At 73.1% G+C, this 16,512-nt stretch carries 16 protein-coding genes; 8 read left to right on the top strand and 8 right to left on the bottom strand.

Features of this window, described 5'->3' with window-relative positions; translation table 11 throughout:
- Window positions 1–151: 151 nt before the first annotated feature.
- Genes AC5L35_RS18280 through AC5L35_RS18260 form a run of 5 tightly spaced genes read left to right on the top strand, consistent with a single transcriptional unit; the run spans window position 152 to window position 7,144 of the window.
- Entirely contained in the window at window positions 152–2,782 is a 2,631-nt protein-coding gene (locus AC5L35_RS18280; protein WP_495060850.1) for a PEP/pyruvate-binding domain-containing protein, read from the top strand.
- 42 nt (window positions 2,783–2,824) lie between these two features.
- The gene (locus tag AC5L35_RS18275; RefSeq protein ID WP_495060849.1) at window positions 2,825–3,643 is read left to right on the top strand and encodes a hypothetical protein; all 819 of its coding nucleotides are present in this window, start codon (window positions 2,825–2,827) and stop codon (window positions 3,641–3,643) included.
- Between the two features lie 47 nt (window positions 3,644–3,690).
- Window positions 3,691–4,701, top strand: coding sequence for a non-homologous end joining protein Ku (ku, locus tag AC5L35_RS18270; protein WP_495060848.1), 1,011 nt, complete (start codon window positions 3,691–3,693; stop codon window positions 4,699–4,701).
- Window positions 4,698–4,907, top strand: a complete 210-nt coding sequence (locus tag AC5L35_RS18265; protein ID WP_495060847.1) for a hypothetical protein — start codon at window positions 4,698–4,700, stop codon at window positions 4,905–4,907. Before ku ends, AC5L35_RS18265 begins: the two co-directional genes overlap by 4 nt.
- A 56-nt stretch (window positions 4,908–4,963) precedes the next feature.
- Complete coding sequence (locus tag AC5L35_RS18260) at window positions 4,964–7,144, top strand: glycoside hydrolase family 15 protein (protein WP_495060846.1); 2,181 nt, start codon at window positions 4,964–4,966, stop codon at window positions 7,142–7,144.
- A 25-nt stretch (window positions 7,145–7,169) separates the two neighbouring features.
- On the opposite strand, the gene AC5L35_RS18255 is transcribed toward AC5L35_RS18260, so the two are convergent.
- A complete protein-coding gene (locus AC5L35_RS18255; protein WP_495060845.1) occupies window positions 7,170–8,042 on the bottom strand; it encodes a LysR family transcriptional regulator in 873 nt (290 codons plus the stop codon).
- A 129-nt stretch (window positions 8,043–8,171) separates the two neighbouring features.
- Here AC5L35_RS18255 and AC5L35_RS18250 point away from each other — a divergent pair, with 129 nt between their 5' ends.
- Window positions 8,172–8,885 (top strand): SDR family oxidoreductase, encoded by a 714-nt coding sequence (locus AC5L35_RS18250; protein ID WP_495060844.1) that lies wholly within the window; start codon window positions 8,172–8,174, stop codon window positions 8,883–8,885.
- A 24-nt stretch (window positions 8,886–8,909) separates the two neighbouring features.
- On the opposite strand, the gene paaE is transcribed toward AC5L35_RS18250, so the two are convergent.
- From paaE to paaA, 5 genes are read right to left on the bottom strand one after another with little or no spacing between them, the layout of a single operon-like run.
- Window positions 8,910–9,977: a 1,2-phenylacetyl-CoA epoxidase subunit PaaE gene (gene paaE, locus AC5L35_RS18245; RefSeq protein WP_495060994.1), complete on the bottom strand. Its 1,068-nt coding sequence runs from the start codon at window positions 9,975–9,977 to the stop codon at window positions 8,910–8,912.
- A gap of 60 nt (window positions 9,978–10,037) precedes the next feature.
- Window positions 10,038–10,544 carry a 1,2-phenylacetyl-CoA epoxidase subunit PaaD gene (gene paaD, locus AC5L35_RS18240; protein ID WP_495060843.1) on the bottom strand — a complete coding sequence of 169 codons (507 nt, stop codon included), beginning with the start codon at window positions 10,542–10,544 and terminating at the stop codon, window positions 10,038–10,040.
- Window positions 10,538–11,449: a 1,2-phenylacetyl-CoA epoxidase subunit PaaC gene (paaC, locus tag AC5L35_RS18235; RefSeq protein WP_495060842.1), complete on the bottom strand. Its 912-nt coding sequence runs from the start codon at window positions 11,447–11,449 to the stop codon at window positions 10,538–10,540. Before paaC ends, paaD begins: the two co-directional genes overlap by 7 nt.
- Window positions 11,446–11,835: a 1,2-phenylacetyl-CoA epoxidase subunit PaaB gene (gene paaB, locus AC5L35_RS18230; protein ID WP_495060841.1), complete on the bottom strand. Its 390-nt coding sequence runs from the start codon at window positions 11,833–11,835 to the stop codon at window positions 11,446–11,448. Before paaB ends, paaC begins: the two co-directional genes overlap by 4 nt.
- A complete protein-coding gene (gene paaA, locus AC5L35_RS18225) occupies window positions 11,832–12,776 on the bottom strand; it encodes a 1,2-phenylacetyl-CoA epoxidase subunit PaaA (RefSeq protein WP_495060840.1) in 945 nt (314 codons plus the stop codon). The genes paaB and paaA overlap by 4 nt, the downstream gene beginning before the upstream one ends.
- A 152-nt stretch (window positions 12,777–12,928) precedes the next feature.
- On the opposite strand from paaA, the gene AC5L35_RS18220 reads away from it, so the two are divergent.
- Window positions 12,929–13,672, top strand: coding sequence for an ABC transporter ATP-binding protein (locus tag AC5L35_RS18220; RefSeq protein WP_495060839.1), 744 nt, complete (start codon window positions 12,929–12,931; stop codon window positions 13,670–13,672).
- Window positions 13,672–14,985 (top strand): FtsX-like permease family protein, encoded by a 1,314-nt coding sequence (locus tag AC5L35_RS18215; protein WP_495060838.1) that lies wholly within the window; start codon window positions 13,672–13,674, stop codon window positions 14,983–14,985. The genes AC5L35_RS18220 and AC5L35_RS18215 overlap by 1 nt, the downstream gene beginning before the upstream one ends.
- A gap of 15 nt (window positions 14,986–15,000) precedes the next feature.
- Here AC5L35_RS18215 and AC5L35_RS18210 read toward each other — a convergent pair whose 3' ends face one another.
- Both AC5L35_RS18210 and AC5L35_RS18205 read right to left on the bottom strand, forming a co-directional pair.
- A complete protein-coding gene (locus AC5L35_RS18210; RefSeq protein WP_495060837.1) occupies window positions 15,001–15,606 on the bottom strand; it encodes a TetR/AcrR family transcriptional regulator in 606 nt (201 codons plus the stop codon).
- Window positions 15,603–16,406, bottom strand: coding sequence for an enoyl-CoA hydratase/isomerase family protein (locus tag AC5L35_RS18205; RefSeq protein ID WP_495060836.1), 804 nt, complete (start codon window positions 16,404–16,406; stop codon window positions 15,603–15,605). The genes AC5L35_RS18210 and AC5L35_RS18205 overlap by 4 nt, the downstream gene beginning before the upstream one ends.
- Between the last annotated feature and the right edge of the window lie 106 nt (window positions 16,407–16,512).

Raw genomic sequence — 16,512 nt, 5'->3', positions numbered from 1 at the left:
CCTACCTGGTCCACCACCGCATCGATTCTGCCTGCTCAGCGCGGTACGGGTACGGCGCTGACCCGCTCGGGTGTATCCGCGCAGGGCCAGTGACCGTTCCGTTCTATTCAACGGATGTTGAGTTCTCTGGAGTTCGGCGCTACCGTCTGTCATGGCCGCCGCGGGTTTTGTCATCGATCTACGCCGGCTCCACTCGGGCGCGCTCGCCGAGGTGGGAGGAAAGGCAGCGAACCTCGGTGAGCTCATCGGCGTGGGGTTCCCGGTGCCGCCGGGTTTCGCCGTCACCACCGCGGCGTACGCCCAGGTGGCACAGGCCGCCGGCCTCGATCAGAAGCTCGACGGGGATCCGGCACAGCTGGGCGAGCGGGCCCGCGCCACCCTGCTGGCCACGCCCGTGCCGGCCCGCGTCGCCGACGCCGTGTGCCGCGCGTACCTGGCTCTGGGGACAGACGTTCCGGTTGCCGTCCGGTCGTCGGCCACCGCGGAGGATCTGCCGTCAGCGAGCTTCGCCGGACAGCAGGACACCTACCTCAACGTCGTCGGGGTCGACGCCGTGCTCGACGCGGTGCATCGCTGCTGGGCCTCATTGTGGACCGACCGGGCCGTGAGCTACCGGACCGATGCGGGCGTCGACCATCGCGCGGTGCAACTCGCCGTCGTCGTCCAGCGGATGGTGGACGCCCAGGTCGCCGGTGTGCTCTTCACGGCCGACCCGGTGACCGGCAGGCGGACCCGCAGCGTGATCGACGCGAGCGCCGGTCTCGGGGAGGCGGTCGTGTCGGGTGCGGTGAACCCCGACCACATCGTCGTCGAGGGCGACAGCCGGATCGTCGAGCACCGCCGGGGCGACAAGGCCGTCGAGGTGCGGCCGCTGGCGGGCGGTGGCACCGAACAGGTCGTCACCACCGACGGGACGGCGCGAACGAGCCTGACGGACGCGCAGATCGCCGCTCTCGTCGCACTCGGACGGCGCGTCGAGGCCCACTACCGCGCCCCGCAGGACATCGAGTGGGCCATCGACGGCGACGGCACGCTGTGGCTCACCCAGTCCCGGCCGATCACCACGCTGCACCCGCTCCCGCATCCGGCAGGCGAGGGACTGCGCGTGTACCTCTGCGCCAGCCTGGCCCAAGGGCTCACGCGGCCGATCACGCCGATGGGCCTCTCGGCGTTCCGGGTGATCACCTCCGTCCCCGCCGGCGCGTTCGGCATCCCGATCGCCGACCCGGTCGCCGGCCCGCCCGCGTTCGTCGTTGCAGGTGGACGGGCGTTCGTCGACATCACGCCGGGCATGCGCAGTGCGGTCGGCCGCACCGTTCTCCCCCGGATCCTCGACGTCATGGAGGCCCGCTCTGCCGTGGTGCTCCGGGCGCTGTTCGACGAGCCCGCGCTCGCCGTCCGCACGACGTCGCGGTGGCCGTTCGTCCGGCGGGCGGCGGGCGCGCTGGTGCACCATCGGGTGCCGCCGCTCCTCGTCCTGTCCCTGCTGCGTCCGGCCGCGGCGCGGCGGCGGGTCGACCGGATCGGTCACGGACTGCCCACGGTCACCGCGGTGCCGGTGGACGCCACCGCGGAACAGCGGCTGCACCAGGTGCAGGGGGTGCTGACCCACGTCTTCACGATGGTCCCCGGAGTCGCGCCGGTGTTCTTCGCCGGGCTGACGATGCTCGCGGCGGCACGGAAGCTCGCGGGCCCCGATCTCGACGAGGCGACCTCGCACGAGGTGCTGCGGTCCCTGCCGTACAACACCACCACGGAGATGGACCTCGAGCTGTGGGGCCTCGCCACGCGGCTGCGCGCCGACACCGACTCCGCCGAGGCGTTGCGGACGGCGACGGCGGCGGCGCTGGCGGCCCGGTACGGCGAGGGCGCACTGCCGCCCGTGCTGCAGGACGGGCTCGGCGCGTTCCTGCGCCGGCACGGGCACCGCGCGGTCGCCGAGATCGACCTCGGCATGCCCCGCTGGTCCGACGACCCGAAGCACGTGCTGGGTGTGCTGGCCAACTACCTGCGTCTCGACGACCCTGAGCTCGCCCCGGACACCCTGTTCGCCCGCGGCGCGGTGGGCGCCGAGGCCGCCGTCGCAGCGGTGGTCGCGCGCGTCCGGCGCCGCTCCCGCGTCCGGGCAATCGCGGTGCGGGTCGCGCTGCGGCGGGTACGCGAGCTGTCCGGGATGCGCGAGACGCACAAGGACTTCCTGGTCCGGCTGCTGGCGCACGCGCGGGCGGAGCTCCAGGAGGTGGGCGAGGTGCTCGCGGCACGCGGGCTGCTCACCGACCCGGCCGACGTGTTCTTCCTCGACCTCGCCGAGGCGCGCTCCGCGCTCGCGGGCGCCGACCACCGCACCACGGTGGTCAGGCGCCGGGAGGAGTACGACCGGGAGGTGCGGCGGCGGCACGTGCCCAGGGTGCTGCTCTCCGACGGCACGGAGCCGGAGACGCTCGCCCGGCCCGCCGACGTCGAGGGCGCGCTGACCGGCACCCCGGCCTCCGCGGGCACCGTCACCGCGACGGCGCGGGTGGTGCTCGATCCGGTCGGCGCCCACCTGGAGCCGGGCGAGATCCTGGTCGCGCCGTCGACCGACCCCGGGTGGACGCCGCTGTTCCTCACCGCGGGTGGGCTGGTGATGGAGATGGGCGGGCCGAACTCGCACGGTGCCGTCGTCGCGCGCGAGTACGGCATCCCCGCGGTCGTCGGGGTCGCCGACGCCACCACCCGGATCACGACCGGGCAGCAGGTGACGGTGGACGGCGCCGCCGGGCTGGTCCGCGCGCCGGCCTGATGTCCGCCGGTTCACCGACGGTGCGGCGGGGCACTCCCGGGCATGCCCGCGGATCTCGACCAGGTGGCCGACGAGCTCTACGCGCTGCCCCGCGACGAGTTCACGGCGGCGCGCAATGCCGCCGTGAAGCGCGCCCGGCAGCAGGACGACAAGGAGCTGGCCGAGCAGATCGGCGCGCTGCGCAGGCCGTCGACGGCGGCATGGCTGGTGAACCTGCTGTCCCGCGAGCATCCCGACGAGGTCGCGGCGCTCGTCGAGCGCGGGGACGGGCTGCGCGCGGCGCAGGACCAGCTGGAGGGTGAGGCGCTGCGCCGGCTGTCGCAGCAGCGTCACGAAGTGGTGCACGGGCTCGTCCGGCAGGCGAGGGCGCTGGCCCGGTCAGCGGGGCATCCGGCGAGCGACGCTGTCACGCGCGACCTGGAGAACACGTTCACCGCAGCGGTGAACAGCAGCGCCGCCGCCCAGGCCGTCGCCGGTGGCAGGCTCACCACGGCGCTCGACCCCGCCGAAGCAGGTGGCCTGCCGGAGCCGGCGACCGCGACCCCGCCGGCGCGCGATGACACCGGGCCGGACCGGGACGAGCGGCTGCGCCGCGATCTCGAACGGGCCCGTTCCACGGCCGCCGACGCCGACGCCGAACGCGAGAAGGCGCAGGGCGAGCTGACCGGCGCCGAACGCGCCGCGGACGACGCGGCCGGGACGCTGCGCGAGCTGCGGAGCCGCATCGAGGCCGCGGAGCAGGCCGAGCACGACACCCGCAGGCGGGCCCGGTCGGCGCAGCGCGACCTCGACACCGCCGATCGCGTCGCCCGCGACGCGCAGCAGCGGCTGCGGGACCTGGAGCGCAGGCTCCAGCACTAACGCGGCCCGCCACGGGGTACCTGGCCGGGGACGACAGGAGGCGCGCCATGGCACGGGCGATCTGGACGGGGTCCATCAGCTTCGGGCTGGTGTCGATACCGGTCGGTCTGTTCAGCGCGACGGAGGACCACACGATCCACTTCAACCAGTTCGAGCGCGGCACCGCCGACCGCATCCGCTACCAGCGGGTCAACGAGCGGACCGGCAAGGAGGTGGAGTACTCCGACATCGTGAAGGGGAAGGACGTCGGCGGCGGCGACTACGTGCTCGTCGAACCCGACGAGCTGGCCGACATCGCCCCGGGTCGCTCCCGCACGATCGACATCGTCACGTTCGTCGACCTCGACGAGATCGACCCCATCTTCTTCCAGAAGACCTACTGGCTCGCTCCCACCGCCGAGCAGTACGCCCGGCCCTACGCGCTGCTGCGCGACGCGATGGCCCGCACCAACCGCGCGGGCGTCGCCACGTTCGTCATGCGCGGCAAGGAGTACCTCACCGCCGTCCGCGCCGACGATGACGTGCTGGCGCTGGAGACCCTGTTCTTCGCCGACGAGATCCGCGACCGGTCGAGCCTGGACGAGCTGCCGGGGACGTCGAAGGCCAAGGGCAAGGAGATGGAGATGGCGACGGGGCTGATCGAGTCGATGAGCGGCCCGTGGCGCCCCGAGGACTTCCGCGACACGTTCACCGAGCGCGTGGAGAAGCTCATCGAGGACAAGCGCCGCGGACGCGAGATCGTCAGCGAGGCGGAGCCACCCGAGCCGACGGCGATGTCGGATCTGATCGCCGCGCTTGAGGCGAGCGTGGCCGAGGCGCGCGGCGGCCGGAAACCGGCGGGGACGAAGGCCGGGACGTCGGGTGGAAAGGCGGGCAGGAAGACGCGGAAGGCCGAACCCGAGGCGCCGGACCTGTCGGAGCTCAGCAAGTCCGACCTCACCGCGATGGCGCGCGACCTCGACGTCGCCGGCCGCTCGTCGATGAACCGCGCCGAGCTGGAGAAGGCGGTGGCGAAGGCGTCCGGTGCGGCGCAGCCCAAGCGGCGGAAGGCGTCATGAGCGCCGCGTGCCCGTACTGCGCCGCACAGGCCGACCACTGCCACGGCACGCTGGTCCGGCACGCGGACGGCACCGTGGAGTGCACCGACCTGACCTGTCTCGAGCTCGGGGGCGAGCGCCACGAGCTCGTGGTCGTCTGCGAGGTACAGCCGAACGGGTGCGCCTGCGTGGTCACCCTTCACGCTGAGGTCAGCCACTCAGAGTAGTTTCGATCGACGTCCTCGCCGGGAACAAGATCCCATCACCCGAGCAAAGGACGACGATGACCGCTGCCCGGACCGCAACGCTCCTCCTCGGCGCCGCCGCGATGGCCGCCCTGCTGGTCGCGCCACAGGCGAGCGCCGCCGAACCGGTGGCGCCCGGCGCCCCCGGTGAGAAGGCGACCTGGGCCCCTGCCGACAAGCACGGGTTCGGCACCTCCCGCACCCCCGACAGCGAGGTGTGGTTCACGCTGCGGCCGGGCGAGCTGAGCGAGGTGTACTACCCCGACCTCGGCACCCCTGCCCTGCGCGGCCTCGAGTTCGTCGTCACCGACGGGGCCGGCGTCGTGGAGCGCACCTCGGAGTCGGCGGGCTCCACCACGGCGGCGGACGCGCGGGTGCCGGCGTACGAGCAGGTCGACGAGTCCCCGACGGGCCGGTGGCGGATGGTCCGGAGCTACGTCACCGACCCCGGACGTGACGTGGTGCTCGTGGACGTCCGGTTCACCTCGCTCGACGGGCGCCCGTACTCCGTCCACGCCGTGGCCGACCCGGCGCTGTCCAACGAGGGCGACGACGACCGGGCCACCGTCGGGGAGTCCGATCTGGTCGCCTCGGACGGCGCGGCGGCGCTCTCGCTGGCCGCCGACACCGGGCTCGACGACCGGACGGTCGGTCACCTCGGCACCAGCGACGCCCGCACCGACCTGCTCGCGGACGGCGACCTGGACGCGCACCACGCCGCCGCAGGCCCGGGCAACGTCGTGCTCGCGGGCCGGCTCGCCGGCGTCACCGGCGTGGGTGACGCGCAGGAGGCCGTGGTCGCGCTGGGTTTCGGCGCCGACGCGGCCGCGGCGAGCACCGCGGCCACCGCCAGTCTCCGCGACGGCTTCGATCCCGTCGCCGCTTCCTACGCCGACGGCTGGCACCGCTACGTCGACGGGCTGCACGACGCCCCCGGCAGCGCCACGGGCATCGCCGACGCCTACTGGGCCTCCGTGGTGGTGAACGCCGCATCCGAGGACAAGCGCAACCCGGGTGCGTTCGTGGCGTCGCCGAGCATGCCGTGGGTGTGGGGCCACGAGGTGGACGACCTGTCGTCGCCGTCGGGGGCGTACCACCTGGTCTGGTCGCGCGACCTCTACCAGCACGCCACCGCATTGCTGGCGGCCGGTGACCGGGCGGCCGCCGAGCGGGCGCTGGACTTCCTCCTGCTGCGCCAGCAACGCCCGGACGGGTCCTTCCCGCAGAACTCCGACGTCAGGGGCGCCACGGTCTGGGAGAACCTGCAGCTCGACGAGGTGGCCCTGCCGCTGGTGCTGGCGTGGCAGCTCGACCGCACCGACCAGCTGACCTATGAACGGGTTCGGCGCTCGGCCGAGTTCCTGCTGGGCTACGCCGGTGAGCGCCCGGCACCGTGGTCGCCGCAGGAGCGCTGGGAGAACCAGAGCGGCTACTCGCCGGGCACCATCGCGGCGGAGGTCGCGGGCCTGGTCTGCGCGGCCGACCTCGCCCGCCGGGCCGGTGACACCGCGTCCGCCGACCGGTGGCTGGCCACGGCCCGGGACTGGGCGGGACGGATCGAGGGCTGGACGGTCACCACGACCGGTCCCCTGTCCTCCGAGCCCTACTACCTGCGCCTGACCAAGGACGGCGACCCGAACGCCGCCACCGTCTACAACATCGGTGACGGCGGCGCCGACCTCGACCAGCGTGCGGTGGTCGACCCGAGCTTCCTCGAGCTCGTCCGGCTGGGTGTCCGCAAGGCCGACGACCCGGTCGTCCGCAACACGCTGGCGGTGGTGGACCGGGAGCTGGGGGTGGAGACGCCGAACGGGCAGTTCTGGCACCGCTTCACCGACGACGGCTACGGCGAGGACGCCGCCGGGGGACCCTGGCGGCTGACCGACCCCGGCAGCCAGCAGACCACCGGCCGGGCCTGGCCGATCTTCGCGGGCGAGCGTGGGGAGTACGAACTGCTGGCCGGTGACGGCGACCCCGCGGCCCGGCTGCAGGCGATGGCGGACTCGGCGAACGACGGGCTGATGATCGCCGAGCAGGTCTGGGACCAGCACGCACCGTCCGGAGCGCCGGACTTCCCGACGGGCGAGGGCACGTACGCGGCCACGCCGCTGACGTGGTCGCACGCCCAGCTCGTGCGGCTGGCCTGGTCCATCGACGCGGGGCGCCCGGTGGAGCGCCCGTCCGTGGTGGCGTGCGAGTTCCTCCGCGAGGACTGCTAGGGGGTGTCCCCCAGCGGGCCGCCGCTCAGGCGGCGCTCGGCTGCCCGGCCCCTGCGACGTGGTCGAAGAAGGCGCGGGCCGCGGGCGTGGACTCGGCGCTCCCCAGCGCGATGGCCAGGGTGCGCGTGGGGCGCTGCTCCAGCGGGCGGATGACGACGCCGTCGAAGTCGGCGGGAAGGCCGAGGGTCGGCACGATGCTGACGCCGAGGCCGGTGCCGATCATCTGCATGATCGCGGGGAGCTCCCTGGCCTCGTGAGCGACGTCCAGGCGCGTCCCGGCGTTGCGGGCGGCGGCCGTGATCAGGGGTCCGCAGCCGCCGGTGGACAGGATGAACGGCTGCCCGGCGAGGTCGGAGATGCTGACGCGGGGTAGCCCGGCGAGGGGATGATCGGCGGGCAGGGCGGCGACCATCTCATGGGTGTCGAGCACGGCGACCTCCCAGCCGGGGGCAGGCAGGGAGAGCACCCCGACGTCGGCGGCGCCCTGGTCGAGCCAGGTGCGGACCTCGGGTTCGTCGCCTTCGAACAGGCGCACCTGAACTTCGGGGTAGCGCTCGGCGAAGGTGCCCAGCTGGGCGGCGACGAGCGTGCCGGTGGCGCTGGGCAGGCTGGCCAGGCGCAGGGTGCCGGTGACCTGTCCACCGATCGCGGCCACCTCGGTGCGCAGCAGGTCGAAGTGCGTCAGAGCGCCGCGGGCGTGGATGACCGCGCGGTGCCCCGCTTCGGTGAGGGTGATCCCATCGCGGCGGCGGGTGAACAGCGATGTGCCCAGCTCGTCCTCGAGGGTGGCGACGGCCCGACTGACTGCGGGCTGGGACATCCCGATCTGCTCAGCGGCAAGGGTGAACCCGCCCCGGTCCGCGACCGCGAGCAGCACCCGGAGCTGCAGCAATGTCATGGTCGGGCCTCCTGACACTTCATAGCAAAGCTGATAAGCAACCATACCATGAACGGTATTTTACGACTGTCTATTAGATCAGTACGGTTATGACTAAGGCAAGCAGGGACCTCGAACAGAGAGCGACTCATGACCTCCAGAAGAGTGCTGATCACCGGAGCGTCGAAGGGGATCGGGCATGCCCTTGCCGTGCGGCTCGCCGAGGCGGGCCACCGTCCGGTCGGAATGGCGCGCACCGCACCCGCCGACTTCCCCGGGGAGTTCCACACCCTCGACCTCGCCGACCGCGCCGCCACCGCAACGGCCCTGGACGACGTGCTGAGCGGCGGCGCCGTCGACGCCGTGGTCAACAACGTCGCACTCGTCCGCCCGGCGATGCTCGGATCCGTCGACCTCGACCACCTGGTCGACGTCTACGACGTCAACGTCCGGGTCGCCGTGCAGGTCACCCAGGCCGCCCTGCCCGCCATGACGGCCCAGGGCTGGGGCCGGATCATCAACGTCACCAGCATGGTCACGGTCGGGAAGTCGGACCGGACCTCCTACGGCGCCGCCAAGGCCGCGCTCGAGTTCTGCTCCCGCGCCTGGGCCGGTGAGCTCGCCACCACGGGGGTCACCGTCAACTCGGTGGCACCGGGCCCGACCGAGACCGAGCTGTTCCGCGGCATCAACCCGCCCGGCTCGGCGAGTGAGGCCCGCTACCTCTCCGGTGTCCCGATGGGCCGGTTCGGCCGGCCGTCCGAGATGGCGGCCGCGATCTTCTTCCTCCTCTCCGAGGAGGCCGGGTTCATCACCGGTCAGACCCTGCGTGTCGACGGCGGGGGAAGCGTCGCCGTCGCGTGATCACCGGCACCGGGCGGCGTCGGCTCAGCTGTCGAAGTCGACCGTCACGTCGCCGGTGACGGGCCGCGACTGGCAGGTCAGGACGAACCCGGCCGCCACCTCGTCGTCCTCGAGGGCGAAGTTGCGCCGCATCGTCACCTCGCCCACCGTGACGCGGGCCCGGCACGTGCCGCAGACCCCGCCCTTGCACGCGAACGGCAGGTCACCGCGCACCTTCTGCGCGGCGTCGAGGATGCTCTCGGCCCGCGGCAGCGCCAGGGTGGTGGCCCGCCCGTCGAGCACGACGGTGACGTCGCTGGTCTCGCCGTCGGCACCGGGCTCCGCGCGAGACAGTTCCGGCGGGGGCTCGTCGACGTAGAACAGCTCCCGGTGCACGCGTTGTCGGGGCACGCCGAGCTCGACGAGCACCGACTGGGCGTCGGTGGTCAGCCCGAGCGGACCGCAGAGCCACCAGTGGTCGACGTCCGCCACGTCGACGAGCGCGCCCAGCAGCAGCCGCAGCCGCGCGGCGTCGAGGCGTCCGGAGAACACCTCGGCGGCCATCGGCTCCCGGGAGAGCACGTGCACGAGCTGCAGCCGGGGACCGTGGGCGTTCTTGAGGTCGGCAAGCTCCTCGGTGAACATCACCGTGTCGGTGCGGCGGTTGCCGTAGAACAGCGTGACGCGGGTGTCGTCGTGGGCGGCCAGCACGGACGCCGCGATCGACAGCACGGGGGTGATCCCCGAACCGGCGGCGATCAGGCCGTGGTGGGAGCCGGGCTCCAGGTCGGGTGTGAACGAGCCCGCGGGTGGCGCGACCTCGATCTCGTCACCCGGCTGCACACGGTCGACCAGCCACTCGGAGAAGAGCCCGGTGTCGACCCGCCGCACCCCGACCTTCGGGGACGCCCCGGCAGGCGCGCAGATCGAGTAGGAGCGCCGCTCCTCGCCGCCGTCCACGAACGTGCGCAGCGTCAGGTACTGGCCGGGGCGGAACGCGAAGGTCTCCCGGAGATGCTCGGGCACCTCGAACGTGACGGCCACGGCGTCGGAGCAGAGCCGTTCGACGGCGGCCACACGCAGGAGCCGGAACCCGCCGGCCGCGGGCGACACGACGTCGTCAGCACGGTCGGGGGCACGGTCGGGGGCGGCGATCTCGGCGGCCGGCACCACTCAGATCTCCTTCATGTGCTCGAACGGCTCCCGGCACGCCGGGCAGCGGCGCAGCGCCGTGCACGCCGTGGGCCCGAACCGGGAGATCTCCTCGGTGGTCGGCGCCCCGCACCGGGGGCAGCGCACCGCGGCCGACGGCGCGGTCAGAGTGAGCGGCACCGGCCCGGCGGCCCGCAGCCCGGCGCGCCCGGGCGCCGCGATGCCGTGCTCCATGAGCTTGCGCCTGCCCTCGTCGGAGATCCAGTCGGTGCTCCACGGCGGGGAGAGCACGGTGCGCACCTGCACCTGGGCGAACCCGGCCTCGGCGAGCGTGACGCGCAGGTCGTCGCGCATGGCATCGATGGCGGGACAGCCCGAGTAGGTGGGCGTGATCGTCACGGTGACGGCGTCGGCCACCACGTCGACGTCGCGGATGACGCCCAGGTCCGCCAGCGTGAGCATGGGCATCTCCGGGTCCACCACCGCGGCGGCCGCCGCCCGCGCACGGACCTCGGCCCCGGTCACCACGTCGCCCCCGGGTGCTGGCGGGCCAGGCTCTGCATCTCCGCGAGCACGTGTCCCAGCTGTTCGGTGTGCAGGCCCTGGCGACCACCGCGACCGCCGATGGCCGGGCGCTGCGGACGCGTGAGCGTGGCCGCCGCGAGCACCTCGTCGAGCACGGCGTCGACCTCCTCGCGGACGTCGGCCGGGTCGACCGCGACATCCGCGGCAGCCAGGCTGCGTTCCACGTCGGAGGTGCGGAAGAGCTCCTCGACGTAGGGCCACACGGCGTCCAGTGCCGCCTGCATGCGCCGGTGCGACTCGGGGGTGCCGTCGCCGAGGCGCACCGTCCAGCGGGCGGCGTGGTCACGGTGGTAGACCACCTCCTTGACGCCCTTGCCCGCCACGGCCGCAAGCACCTGGTCACGCGAGCCGAGCAGCCGGTGCAGCAGCGCGAGGCGCCAGGTGGAGAACAGGAGCAGCCGGGCGATCGCCCGGGCGAAGTCGAGCCCGTCGCCCAGCTCCGCCAGCGCGACGTTGCGGAACTCGGCCTCGGTGCGCAGGTAGGCCAGCGCGTCCTCGTCGCGCTGCCCCTCCTCGACGTGCCCCGCCCTGGCGAGCAGGACGCGGGCCTGCCCGAGCAGGTCGAGCGCGATGTTGGCGAGCGCCACGTCCTCCTCCAACTCGGGGGCGTTGCTGACCCACTCCGAGAGGCGGTGGCTGCAGATCAGGGCGTCGTCACCGAGCATGAGGCAGTACTGCGCGAGCTCGCCGGCGTCCACACCGTCGGGCACCGGCGAGGTGATCTCGGCCTGCACGTCCTCCACGCCCGAGCCGAACGCCCAGCGCGGGTCGTCGTGCCCGACCGTCTCGGCCAGCGACTGGTAGGCGTTCGTCGCGTCCTGCTCCTCGGTGTGCGAGTGCGTGTTCACAGGTGCGGCACGTCCTCGGGGATCGCGTAGAAGGTGGGGTGCCGGTAGACCTTGTCGCCTGCCGGCGCGAAGAACGGGTCCTTCTCCGACGGGCTCGACGCGGTGATGTCGTCGGCGCGGACCACCCAGATGCTCACGCCCTCGTTGCGGCGGGTGTAGAGGTCGCGGGCGTTGTGCAGGGCCATTTCGGCGTCGGGCGCGTGGAGCGAACCGACATGCACGTGGTTGAGCCCGCGCTTGCCGCGGACGAACACCTCGTAGAGCGGCCAGCTGCGCCGCTTGGGCTCTCCCGACCCGGTCTCGACGCCCGTCGTGGGGACGGCGCCGTGGCCGCCCTCCGCGGTGTACTCGGACTGCGACGCGGATTCGCTCGCGAGCTCGCTCATGCCGCCGCCTCCTCCTGCGTCCGGGCCGCCTGCTTCTCGGCGTAGGCCTGGGCGGCCTCACGCACCCAGGCGCCGTCCTCGTGAGCCCGGCGCCGGTGCGCCAGCCGCTGCGCGTTGCACGGGCCGGAACCGGCCAGCACGGCCTTGAACTCGTCCCAGTCCGGCTGGGTGTAGTCGTGCGCCTCGCGGTCGGCGTTCCACCGCAGGTCGGGGTCGGGCAGCGTGACGCCGAGCGCGGCGGCCTGCGGCACGGTCATGTCGACGAAGCGCTGGCGCAGCTCGTCGTTGGTGTGGCGCTTGATGCCCCAGGCCATCGACTGCGCGGAGTTCGGCGAGTCGGCGTCGGGCGGCCCGAACATCATCAGCGACGGCCACCACCAGCGGTTGACCGACTCCTGCACCATCTCCCGCTGGGCCTCGGTGCCGTGCACCATCGCCAGCAACAGCTCGTAGCCCTGCCGCTGGTGGAACGACTCCTCCTTGCAGATCCGCACCATCGCCCGCGCGTAGGGGCCGTAGGAGCAGCGGCACAGCGGCACCTGGTTGCAGATCGCGGCGCCGTCGACGAGCCAGCCGATCACGCCGATGTCGGCGTAGCTCAGGGTCGGGTAGTTGAAGATCGAGGAGTACTTCTGCTTCGACTCGATCAGCTTCTCGGTGAGCTCCTCGCGGTCGACGCCGAGCGTCTCCGCCGCGGAGTACAGGTACAGGCCGTGCCCGGCCTCGTCCTGCACCTTGGCCAGCAGGATCGCCTTCCGGCGGAGGCTCGGGGCGCGCAGGATCCAGTTGCCCTCCGGCTGCATGCCGATGATCTCGGAGTGCGCGTGCTGGGCGATCTGGCGGATCAGGGTCCGGCGGTAGGCGTCGGGCATCCAGTCCCGCGGCTCGATCCGCTGGTCGGCGGCGATCGTCTCCTCGAACCGGGCCTCGAGCGCGTCCATCTGACGTTCCTCCCAACCGAATGTTCGTTCGGTTCCATCGTGCCGTACCGCGCAGTCCGACGCAAGAGCCCGCCGCGCCGCTGGTCCTGGTCCAGGGGCAGCACAGGGTCATCCCTGATGAGGCTGCAGCCCCGGCCCGCGAAGGTGGGGAGGTGAACGCCGATGGTGGGTCAGCGGTGCGGTTCGACCGGGTGAGCAGAACGTACGGCAGCGGTCCCACGGGGGTGGCGGCCCTGCGCGAGGTGAGCCCGCAGTTCCGGCGCGGAAGCTTCACCGCCGTGATGGGCCCCTCCGGATCGGGCAAGAGCACGCTGCTGCACTGCGGCGCCGGGCTCGACCGGCCCACCGCGGGTTCGGTGTGGATCGGGGGTGCCGACCTCGCGGGCCTGTCGCAGGCACAGCTGGCCGTGCTGCGCCGGGACCGGGTCGGGGTGGTGTTCCAGTCCTTCAACCTGGTGCCCTCGCTCACCGCCGAGCAGAACGTGCTCCTCCCTGCGCGGCTGGGACGTCGCCGTCCCGAGCGGACCCGGCTGCGCGAGATCTTCGACCAGGTCGGACTGACCGGCCGGGAGCGACGTCGCCCGGCCGAGCTGTCGGGTGGCCAGCAGCAGCGGGTGGCGATCGCCCGAGCCCTGCTCAGCCGGCCGGAGGTGATCTTCGCGGACGAGCCGACCGGAGCGCTGGACCGGAACACGGGAAAGGAGGTGCTGGCACTTCTGCGCCAGGCCGTCGACGAGCACGGACAGACCGTGGTGATGGTGACCCATGACCCGGAGGCAGCCACCTGGGCGGACCGGGTGCTGATCCTGACCGACGGACGGGTGGTCGACGAGCTGGACCGGCCGACGGCACGACAGGTGACCGAGAGACTGAGCCGGACGGACGGGCAGCCGTGATGCCGACGGCACTCGCGTGGAGCAACGTCCGTTCCAACCGGACCTCCCTCGTCGCCGCCTTCACCGCCATCACGCTGGCCGTCATGCTCGTCGCCGGGGCGGGGCTGCTCCTGACCAGCGCCAGCGGCGACGGTCGGCTACGCAACCTGATGTCGCTGTTCGCGGTGACCGCCGGCCTGTCGGGGTTCGTGTCGATCTTCGTCGTGGCGGGGACGCTGAGCCTGCACGTCCTGCAGCAGCGCCGCACCTGGGGCCTGCTGCGCACCGTCGGGATGACCCCGGGCCAGGTGCGACGGCTGGTCGTGGCCGAGGCCCTGACCGTTGCGGCCGTGGCCTGCGTCGCCGGGAGCGCGCTCGCCGTGCCGCAGGCGAGCGTCACGGCAGCGTTCCTCACGCGGGTGGGACTCGCACCCGAGGGGTTCGAGATCGTGCTCGCCGCGCCACCGTTCATCGTGGGCACAGCCGTCGGGATCGTCGTCACGCTGCTGGCGGCACTGACCGCCTCGAGAACTGCAGCCCGGGTGGGGCCGCTCGAGGTGCTGCGTGACACCGCCGCCCAGGCGCGGGCGTTGCCCTGGCAGCGAGCCGCGGTCGGCACCGCGGCGCTGGCCGGTGGAGGCGTACTTCTGCGCGTCACGTCCACCGCATCCGTGACGGACGCCGTGCCGCTGGGCGTGGTCGCCACGATGGCTCTGTGCGTCGCGGGCTCGGCATTCGGACCGGTGCTGCTGCGCGTGGTGGGTGGGCTGCTCGCGGCACCGGTCGGCGCGCTCGACCCCGGCCCGGGCGCGCTGGCCCGTGCCGCGGTCACCGCCCAGCCCCGGCGGGCGGCCGCGGTGGCGTCCCCCGTCATGCTGACGGTCGCGCTGGCCTGCACGTTCGTGTTCTCGATCGCGATCGCCGACACCTCGGACGGCAGAGAGCGTGCCGGCGTCCAGTTCTGGGCCGTCGTCCTGCTCATCGGTACGGCGGTGGTCTACACGATGATCTCGGTGCTGAACTCCACGGCCATGTCGATGAGCACCAGGGCGCCGGAACTCCGGCTGCTGCGTTCGACCGGGGCCACGCCCCGCCAACTGGCCAGGGCTCTGTGCTGGGAGTCCCTGATCGCCACCTGTTCCGGTGCACTGGTCGGCACGCTGATCGCGGTCGTCTCGCTCGGCGCCGTCAGTCTGGCGGGCACGGGCGCCCCGTGGTTCGGCTTCTCGCTTCCGCTCCACCTCGCGCTGGTCGGGCTGTGCGCGGCGGGTGGCGTGCTCGGCGCGCTGTTCTCCACCCGTCGAGCCAGGCGCGGCTCGCTGGTCACCGGCTGATCCAGGAGGTGACGCTCACCCGGCCGCCGGCAGGATCCCCTCGAACACCGCGCGGGCCACGTCGTCGGGGAGGGTGGCCGCGCCGGGACGCCCGGGGCGGTACCACTCGACCACCGAGTTCACGAGGCCCGACAGCAGCCGCGCAGCCAGTGCCGGCTCGACCCCCTGCCGGATCTCACCCGCCTCGACCGCCTCCCGCACCAGCGCCGCGATCTGCGCGTCGAACGCGCGGCGGCGCTCCAGCGCCCACCGCTCGCTCTCGGTGTTGCCGCGCACGCGCAGCAGGAGCGTGACGTAGGGGAGGTCACGCTGGAGCAGCGCCACCTGCCCGCTGACGATGTGCCGCAGCCGGGCCAGCGGCGTGCCGGTGGTGGCGCCGGGCTCGTCGAGCAACCCGAACAGGCCGCTCAACGCGCGCTCCAGCGCGGCCCGCAGCAGGGCCTCCTTGCCCGCGAAGTGGTGGTAGAAGGAGGACTTGGTGATCCCCGCGGCCCGGGAGAGGTCCTCCATGCTCGTGGCGTCGTAGCCGCGGGTGATGAACTCCCCCACGGCCACCTCGAGCAGCGAGCCGGCCCCGCCGCTGGGCCGGCGAGCCCGACGGCCTGCCGTGTCGGTGGTCATCGACCCTCGAACGTGGGGCGGCGCTTGGCCAGGAAGGCCTCGACGGCGCCTGCGTGGTCGGCCGTGACCGCCAGCCGCGCCTGGGCGGCGCCTTCCGCGGCGAGGACCTCCGGCAGCGCGGCGACGGCGCCCAGCCGCACCGCCTGCTTGACCTCGACGTACGCCTTCGTCGGCCCGGCAGCCAGGCGCCGGGCCAGATCCGTGGCGGCGGCCAGCACCTCATCGGCAGGCACGACCGCGCGCACCAACCCCCACGCCTGCGCGTCCTCCGCGGTGAACGGCTCCCCCAGCAGCAGCAACTCGGTGGCCCGGGAGACACCCACGGCGTGGGCGAGGCTCGCCGAGAGCCCGGAGTCGGCGGTGAGCCCGATCCCCGTGAAAGCGGTGGCGAACTTGAGCCCTGCCGCGGCGATCCGGAGGTCGCAGGCGAGCGCGAACCCGAGACCGGCGCCGACGCACGGCCCGTTGATCGCGGCGACCACCGGGAACGGCAAGGCGGTCAGCCCCGCGACGATCGGGTTGTAGTGCTCGGTGACGGTGTCGAAGGCCGTGGCCGGATCGGCGCGCAGCGCCTCGGCGTGCTCCACCAGGTCCTGCCCGACACAGAACGCCTTCCCCGCCCCCGTCAGCACGAGCGCACGGACGTCCTCGGCCTTCGCAAGGTCCTCCACCGCAGCCAACAGCGCCGACTTCAGCTCGACCGTGAGCGCGTTGTACCGCGCCGGACGGTTCAGCGTGAGCAGTGCGACCGCCGGATCGGCGTCGTCGCGCGTGACGAGCACAGCAGGGTCGTCGGGCATCGGGACATGCTAACGACCGACCGAACGATCGGTCGACAGTGTCGTTCCTCCGCGGGACGCATGGCGCGTCCTCGAGACGTGCGCCGGGTCGGCGGCAGAGATCGAC

The sequence above is a fragment of the Pseudonocardia sp. OZ21 genome, assembly GCF_059359135.1.
Note: the sequence above shows the minus strand (reverse complement) of the source record. Positions and strands in the feature narration are given on the sequence as shown.

Excerpts from the sequence above, each read along its gene's own strand:
- AC5L35_RS18205 (WP_495060836.1), bottom strand. The coding sequence starts at position 16,406 with ATGCCCGACGACCCTGCTGTGCTCGTCACGCGCGACGACGCCGATCCG.
- AC5L35_RS18255 (WP_495060845.1), bottom strand. The coding sequence starts at position 8,042 with ATGACATTGCTGCAGCTCCGGGTGCTGCTCGCGGTCGCGGACCGGGGC.
- paaB (WP_495060841.1), bottom strand. The coding sequence starts at position 11,835 with ATGAGCGAGCTCGCGAGCGAATCCGCGTCGCAGTCCGAGTACACCGCG.
- AC5L35_RS18280 (WP_495060850.1), top strand. The coding sequence starts at position 152 with ATGGCCGCCGCGGGTTTTGTCATCGATCTACGCCGGCTCCACTCGGGC.
- AC5L35_RS18260 (WP_495060846.1), top strand. The coding sequence starts at position 4,964 with ATGACCGCTGCCCGGACCGCAACGCTCCTCCTCGGCGCCGCCGCGATG.
- AC5L35_RS18250 (WP_495060844.1), top strand. The coding sequence starts at position 8,172 with ATGACCTCCAGAAGAGTGCTGATCACCGGAGCGTCGAAGGGGATCGGG.
- AC5L35_RS18215 (WP_495060838.1), top strand. The coding sequence starts at position 13,672 with ATGCCGACGGCACTCGCGTGGAGCAACGTCCGTTCCAACCGGACCTCC.
- paaA (WP_495060840.1), bottom strand. The coding sequence starts at position 12,776 with ATGGACGCGCTCGAGGCCCGGTTCGAGGAGACGATCGCCGCCGACCAG.
- ku (WP_495060848.1), top strand. The coding sequence starts at position 3,691 with ATGGCACGGGCGATCTGGACGGGGTCCATCAGCTTCGGGCTGGTGTCG.
- AC5L35_RS18210 (WP_495060837.1), bottom strand. The coding sequence starts at position 15,606 with ATGACCACCGACACGGCAGGCCGTCGGGCTCGCCGGCCCAGCGGCGGG.
- AC5L35_RS18275 (WP_495060849.1), top strand. The coding sequence starts at position 2,825 with ATGCCCGCGGATCTCGACCAGGTGGCCGACGAGCTCTACGCGCTGCCC.
- AC5L35_RS18265 (WP_495060847.1), top strand. The coding sequence starts at position 4,698 with ATGAGCGCCGCGTGCCCGTACTGCGCCGCACAGGCCGACCACTGCCAC.